Raw genomic sequence first — 8250 nt, 5'->3', positions numbered from 1 at the left:
ACCGTGAATCCAGATGGATCGATCACGACCAGTAACATTGGTGGAACAGGTAAGAACAACATCAATGATGCGATTGGTGCAGTGGGTAAAGCAGCACAAGCAGCGAAAACCACGGTAAGCAAGGCTGATGGTGATGAGAATGTCACTGTTACAAGTCGTGCAAATAACGAGGGCGGGACTGACTTCCAAGTTGGCTTGTCGAAGGACATTAAAGTCGATAGCGTGACTGCGGGCGATACTGTGCTTAACGACAATGGCCTAACCATTGCAGGAGGTCCAAGCGTGACTAAAGACGGCATTGATGCAGGTGATAACAAAGTTACGGGTGTCGCCGATGGTACGGTTGCCGCAGGTTCGAAAGAGGCGGTCAATGGTGGTCAATTACACGGTGTTGCTGACAGTGTGAAAAACATTGTGGGTGGAAATACCACAATTAATCCAGATGGAACGATTGTAGGTGACAACATTGGTGGTACAGGTAAAGACAACATCAATGATGCAATTGGCTCTATTGGTCAAGCAGCACAGGCGGCTAAAACATCAGTAAGCAATAAAGATGGCAACATTACTGTGAGTAAAACCACAAATGCTGAAGGTCGTGATGACTATGAGGTTGGTTTAGCCAAAGACATTACCGTAGACAGTGTGACGGCTAAAGATGTCAATGCGAATCAGGTCAATGTTGGTGGTGCTGGTGGAACCACGATTGCAGCAGATGGTGTGCGTATCGTAGATGGGCCAAGCATGACCAAAGAGGGTATCAATGCAGGCGGCAAGAAAGTTACAGGTGTTGCTGATGGTACGATTGCCAGTGGATCAAAAGATGGCATCAATGGTGGCCAGTTACATCGCTCTTATGAAGATGTTGGCGCAGCGCTTGGTGGCGGTGCAGGTTATGACCCAAGCACTGGCTGGAAAGGGCCAAGCTATGAAGTTGGAGGTGGAAAATATGACAACGTTGGTGATGCATTAGGCGCAATTGATAACCGTGTAACCAATCTTGGTGATCAGTTACAACAAGCCTTCTACGATACCAACAAGCGTATGGATAAGCTGGAAGACAAAATGTCTGCGGGTATTGCAGCAACTGCGGCACTTGAAAATGCGCCATTTATTCCAGGTAAGCTCACCATGGCAGCAGGTGCGGCGTATTACAACGACCAAAGTGCAATTGGTGTGACCTTCCGTAAGACAGCGGACAATGGTCGCTGGTCATTAACTACGGGTGCTGCGATGGGTAGTCAAGGCAATAGTCCACTGGTTCGTGTTGGTGTGAGCACCATCATTGATTAAGTCTTTTAGGAGAGTCGAACAGACTCTCCTTTTTACCAAACAAGAATTAAGTGAGAACAGATATGAACAAGATTCAAGCTTTAATGATGATGGCACTTGCGGGCATTGCATTGAATAGTCAGGCGGTAACACCTGTTGAAGCGCAAGGCGAAGTTGAGTTGCAAACAACGGATGAAGTGACATTTCCCGAGGTAAATAAAAGTTATCTTAAACTGGTAAAACGTTATGAATATAATGATGTTGCCCGTTTAGATGTGGGTATGAACAAAGATCAATTTCGACATATTCTTGGCAATCCGCACTTCAGCGAAGGTGTGTTTGCGGTAAAAACATGGAACTATGTCTTGGATATTCGCGTGCCGAATACACAAGATTATAAACGTTGTCAGTTGCGCATTGATTATGACAAGAAATACATTGCTGAGCGTTTATCTTGGAAGGGTGAAGAATGTCAGGGTTTGATGACTTGGGGCGTGAATAACGCTGTTCCAGCCGTATTGCCTGCACCCATCCAAGCGGCTCCACAGACAGGAACGGTATTCTTCGCCTTTGACCGTTCAGATGCCAATGCAATAGAACCAAGTTCAACCAATCTTGCCACTATGGTCAGTGCCATTCAGCAATCAAAAAACCCTGTGATCGTTTCGGGTTATGCTGATCGCTTAGGTAAGTTCGGCTATAACCAAGATTTATCTTCACGTCGTGCCAATACCGTGGCTCAACTTTTGGTACAGCAAGGTGTTGATCCGAGTCGTATTCAATTACAAGTGAGTGGGGGAACAAGTGTCTATCAGGAGTGTTCTGGTCAAGCACGGAATACCCAACTGGTTCAATGTCTAGCGCCAAACCGCCGTGTGAATATTCAGTGGTAATTTAAGCCAAATAAAAGAGCAATCCTTAAATGATTGCTCTTTTATTTATATGATTGTTTTTAATGCTTTTAAGTTTTTAAAACGATTGTTATGAGTGTAAGTTTTTTAAATTTTATCGCGATATTCTATTGATATAAAAGTGTTACCGCCTAGTCGTATAAAGGTTAAAAGATGTGAGATATTCTTGTTATTAAAAAACATTAAATAAAAAAATAATTTATCAAATTAAATATTATTTTTCATTTAATCGAAGTTATTTAAATGTTTCAAATGTAAATGTGGTCTGCCTATTATGTTTGTTAGGCTCTCCTATAATGGTAATGTTTATGCATTTTTGGTTGGTTTTTTTTAAGCTTACAAAAAAAGCAACTTAAATGTTAAGTTTTTAGATTCAATTGTTAAATAGCCTCTTATTTTATTCTCTAAATTAAACAGTGCTTAATCAATAATAAAGGCACTGGATCATGAATAAAATATATCGCTTAGTTTGGAATAAATATTTAGGTTTATGGACGGTTGTTTCAGAACTTGCACGTGGTACAACGAAAAAACGTAATGTTTCGGTGAATGCAACAGCGGCTCTTAACCCTCCCTTAAATACAGATTCTCTTTATACAAAATCGCATCTAACGCCAGTCATATTGGCAACGATTATCGGTTCAATTTTTTATAGCAGTCACACATTTGCTGGTTATGAAGCTGGCGGTGGTAGCACTTTTAATAACTGTACATCAAGTGCTACAGGAAGCGGAACGCGATCAACTAATAGTGTTGCGGTTGGTCCAAATGCTTGTGCTGGTAATAATGATGCGATTGCTATTGGTCGGAGTGCGACAACACAGTCCTCAGGTGGTGCAATTAATGGCCAAAGTATTGCTATTGGTGCATTTTCCCAAGCAAGTGGAGATCAATCTGTTGCACTAGGTGCTAATACTCGTGCGACAGGTAATTCTTCCGTTGCTATTGGGGGAGATGATGTCAATCGTCTTGCCTTAGATCCAGCTCTACGAGCGGAATATAACCAAGTCACTGGTGGGGCTTTAGTTCCTTATGCTTATCCACCAACTGAAGCTCGACAGGGTTCAACAGCTGTCGGGGTACAAGCTCGGGCAACAGGTAACTTTTCTTCTGCATATGGCTTAACGGCTGAAGCGACAGGTACAGCAGCATCTGCTTTTGGAGTTCAGTCGAATGCGGCAGGTTTGGGGGCGGTCGCTTTTGGTGCAGTTGCTCAGGCAACTGGTAATGGTGCGGCGGCTTTAGGAGTTAATGCAACTGCATCAGGGAATGATACAACAGCGATAGGTTCTGGAAACAGTAAGGCAGTGGCTGCAAGAGCTACAGGAACAGGTGCCACAGCTATTGGTAATCGTTCACAAGCAAGTGGGATAGGTGCTGCTGCGATCGGGCGTGGTACACAAGCAACAGGCGATAAGTCGATTGCTGTAGGAGATGCTGCTCAAGCATTAACTGGTGGAGATGTTGCTGTGGGCGATGCGGCTTATGCACGAAGCGGAGCAGGTAACATTTCGGCAATTGCCTTAGGTCGTACGTCTAAAGCAGATGGAAATAATACATTGGCGATTGGCAATGCAGCTCAAGCCACTGATAATTTTTCTGCAGCCATTGGTAATGCTGCTGAGGCGACTGCCGATAATTCAATTGCAGTGGGGAATTCAGCAAAAGCATCAGGTAATCTTTCGAGTGCTTTGGGAAATATCGCTACGGCAAGTGGTTTGGAATCATCTGCTGTTGGGAATGGTGCATTAGCATCAGGAGAATATTCTTTAGCGACAGGAAGTCAGGCTCAAGCTTTAGCCTTGGAGACAGTGGCTATTGGTCATGCTGCTATCGCACAAGGTAATGGGGATATCGCGATTGGCAGTAATGCCAAGACGACTTCAGGTAACAGCAATAATATTGCAGTAGGGAATAAAGTGACCACAGGTGCGATCGGTCAGAACGTCGCTATTGGTTCAGGAACCACGACAGCCAATGCAGCAACAGCCAATGGTGGTGCAGTTTCGATTGGTCGAGATCAGATTGCAACGGGCGATGGTGCAGTTGCGATAGGTGACCCCAATACATCCAATGGTGATGGTGCACTTGCGATAGGTAAGGACAATACTGCTGCAGGAAATACCGCAGGTACAGCCGCAGCCAAGGGTGCGGTGGCTTTGGGGAATACTAACCAAGCCATCGGTCAAGGTTCTGTGGCGATCGGGAGCACATCGACTGCAGCAGTCGCAGGTGCGATTGCTTTGGGTGATACTGCTGCTGCAAAAGGTGGCCAATCCGTTTCGATTGGATCAAATACTCAGGCTGTTCAAGCTGGCGATATTGCAGTTGGTGCAGGTGCTTATGCCGCTGGAAAAGTGGTCAATGGCATACCAGAATCTGCTGCAGCATTTGGTCTGCAATCACGTGCGGATGGTGCGACAGCATTGGCGGTGGGGAATAATGCTCAAGCCACTGCTGATTATGCAGGAGCGTTGGGGAATGCAACCGTAGCCTCTGCTTTAGAGGCAAGTGCCGTGGGTAATCGAGCTCAAGCGACGCAGGATTATTCTACTGCAGTAGGGACCAATGCAACAGCTTCAGGTCTACAGTCAACGGCACTCGGTAATCGAAGTAAAGCCACAGGCGATTTCTCAATTTCGCAAGGGAACAATACTGAGGCCAGTGGCGTATATTCCACTGCTGTGGGGAATTTCTCTAAAGCAACAGGAGAAAGTGCAATCGCTGTTGGTGACGAGGCTATCGCAAGTGCAAGTGATGCAACAGCAATTGGCACAAGGGCCACAGCATCGGGGGTAGATGCCAATGCCATCGGGATTGATAGTCGGGCGACAGGCAATACAGCAGTTGCTTTAGGTGCAGGTGCTACAGCCTCAGCGAATAATGCTTTGGCCACAGGTGTTGGGGCAAATGCTGCCGCTGCATCAGCAGTTGCACTCGGTGACAGTGCTCAAGCACAAAGCGCGAATGATATTGCGATTGGTCGTACTGCAGCGACACAAAGCGGTACAACGGGTGACAATATTGCAATAGGAAACGCGGTCACGACAGGAGAGACAGGCAAAAATGTTGCAATTGGCTCGGATGGAACCACTGCTAATTCAGAGAGTGCAGCGGGTGGTGCGGTTGCGATTGGACGAGATCAGGTGGCAAATGGTGAGGGTGCAGTTGCCATTGGTGATCCAAACCGAGCGAGTGGTAGTGGTGCGGTCGCTTTAGGTAAGGACAACACTGCCGCTGGTGATACAGCAGCAAGCACTTTGGCAAGTGGTGCAGTTGCAATTGGTAATACGAATCAAGCCATTGGTCAAGGTTCCGTGGCTTTAGGAAATACCTCTACAGCAGCGGCAGCAGGTGCAATTGCATTGGGGGATACCGCCAATGCCCAAGCAACACGTGGTGTAGCACTCGGTTCTGGTGCAAGCGCAACCAATGTGGATGATGTTGCATTAGGCGCAGGTTCGGTTACTTCCGCAGCCAATCCAACCACCAATGGAACAGTGGGCGGTGTGACTTATAATTATGCAGGCACAACGCCAAGCAGTGTGGTCAGTGTAGGAAGCGCTGGCAATGAGAGACAAATTACTAATGTTGCTGCGGGTCGAGTAAGTGAAACCAGCACCGATGCAATCAATGGTTCTCAGCTTTACTCAACTCAACAAGCCTTAGGCAATCTAGCTGATTCAACGGCCAATCATTTGGGTGGTGGCTCGGTGGTGAATCCAGATGGCTCAGTCAGTGCGCCGAATTATATTGTGAATAATAACCCGATTGACAATGTCGGTGATGCAATTGAAGCCTTGGATCAAGGTTGGAATCTGCAAAGTAATGGGACAGGTGGTGTAGCGATCAAAGCTGGTGATACGGTTGATATTGGTACTGCTGATGGTGAAGAAAATCTAACTGTGACTAAAGATGGGAATACCATTCAATATGGTCTAAATCGAAATCTGAAAGTAGACAGCGTGACCGCTGGTGATACGGTGATTAACACGAATGGCGTTACGATTAATAATGGTCCAAGCATTACCAAGTCGGGCATTGATGCTGCGGGCAATATAATTAGCAATGTCGGTGCAGGTGTCGCAGGTACAGATGCGGTCAATAAAAGCCAGTTAGATGCTGCAACAGCCGCTGGTAAAAATACCGTGAGTCAAGGTAAAAATATCACGATATCAGAATCAACCAATGCGGATGGCAGTACCGATTATAAAGTCGCAACTGCAGATAATGTCGAGTTTAACAATGTCGCAGTCGGTGACGTTAGGATTGATGGAACCACGGGCAAAATCAGTGGGGTAGCTGCGGGTGATGTGACTGCGACGTCAACCGATGCCATTAATGGTAGCCAGTTGGCGGGCACAGCCAAGAGCGTATCCGATGCCCTAGGTGGTGGTTCAGTGGTTAATCCAGATGGAACAGTGACCGCACCAAGCTATACCGTCAATGGTGTAGAAAGCAATAACGTTGGTGCTGCGATTACCGCGTTGGACAAAGGTTGGAACCTGCAAAGTAATGGTGCCAAGGCAGGTGCAGTCAAAGCGGGTGATACGGTTGATATCGGTACAGTCAATGGTGAAGAAAATCTCAGTGTGACTAAAGACGGGAATACCATCCAATACGGCTTAAATCGTAATTTGAATGTGGATAGTGTTCGCGCAGGCGATACCTTAATCAACGACAATGGTGTGACCATTAGCAATGGTCCAAGTATCACCAAGTCAGGCATCAATGCCGCAGGCAATCCAATTAGCAATGTTGGTGCAGGTGTGAATGATACCGATGCCGTGAATAAAGGCCAGTTAGACGATGCTGCAGCAGCTTCGAAAACTGAAGTCACGCAAGGCAAGAACATCACTGTTTCAAAAACCACGGGTGCAAATGGGCAAGATATCTATAACGTTGCAACAGCAGATAATGTTGAGTTTAACAATGTGACTGTTGGTGGTGCTAACGGTGTACGTATTGATGGCACGACAGGCAAGATCAGTGGGGTAGCTGCGGGTGATGTGAATCCAACTTCAACCGAAGCGATTAATGGTAGCCAATTGGCGGGCACAGCCAAAAGCGTATCCGATGCCTTAGGTGGCGGTTCAGTGGTGAATCCAGATGGCACCGTGACTGCGCCAAGTTATACCGTGAATGGTGTAGAAAGCAATAACGTTGGTGCTGCGATTACTGCACTGGACAAAGGTTGGAATCTTCAAAGTAATGGTGCCAAGGCTGGTGCAGTCAAAGCAGGCGATACGGTTGATATCGGTACAGTCAATGGTGAAGAAAATCTCACAGTGACTAAAGATGGGAATACCATCAAATATGGTTTAAACCGTAATTTGAATGTCGATAGTGTTCGCGCAGGCGATACCTTAATCAACGACAATGGTGTGACCATCACCAACGGGCCAAGCATCACCAAGTCAGGCATCAATGCAGCAGGCAATCCAATTAGCAATGTTGGTGCAGGTGTAAATGGCACAGATGCAGTCAATAAAGATCAATTGGATGATGCCGCGGCGGCAGCCAAAACCGAAGTGACCCAAGGCAAGAACATTACCGTTTCTAAAACCACGGGTGCAAATGGGCAAGATATCTATAACGTTGCAACTGCGGATAATGTTGAGTTTAACAATGTAGACGTGGGTGACGTTACGATTGATGGCACCACAGGCAAGATCAGTGGGCTCACAGATGGAGCGATTGCAGCAGGTTCAACCGAAGCGATCAATGGAGGTCAACTTCATAGTGTTGCGGATAGTGTTAGAAACTCAATTGGTGGTGAAACCATCTTAAATCCTGATGGTTCAATCACAACAGGCAATGTCGGGAATACGGGTCAAAACAATATCCATGATGCAATTGATTCGATTCGTGGAACAGCGGTTGCAGCGAAAACCACAGTTACCGAAGGTGACAATATTGTCGTGACCGAATCAACCAATACAGATGGCAGCACCAACTATGAAGTTGCCACTGCACGAGATGTTGATTTTGATTCAGTGCAAGTGGGTGATGTCAACATTGACGGAACCACGGGTAAGATCACTGGTGTTGCAGACGGCACAGTTGC

Annotated in this window: 3 protein-coding genes; all 3 read left to right on the top strand. The window is 46.4% G+C overall.

What is annotated here, in order from left to right; genetic code table 11:
• On the top strand, positions 1-1293 hold a 1293-nt coding region (locus F993_RS05830), incomplete at its 5' end, for a YadA-like family protein (protein WP_004655822.1).
• 62 nt (positions 1294-1355) lie between these two features.
• Positions 1356-2165: a trimeric autotransporter adhesin/peptidogylcan-associated protein TpgA gene (gene tpgA, locus F993_RS05835; protein WP_004655821.1), complete on the top strand. Its 810-nt coding sequence runs from the start codon at positions 1356-1358 to the stop codon at positions 2163-2165.
• 464 nt (positions 2166-2629) lie between these two features.
• Positions 2630-8250, top strand: a 5621-nt coding sequence (locus tag F993_RS05840; protein ID WP_004655818.1) for an ESPR-type extended signal peptide-containing protein, incomplete at its 3' end; no start/stop codon positions are given.

Source organism: Acinetobacter proteolyticus (genome assembly GCF_000367945.1).
Lineage (GTDB): Bacteria > Pseudomonadota > Gammaproteobacteria > Pseudomonadales > Moraxellaceae > Acinetobacter > Acinetobacter proteolyticus.
The sequence above is the reverse complement of the archived record's forward strand: the minus strand, read 5'-3'. Positions and strand labels throughout refer to the sequence as shown.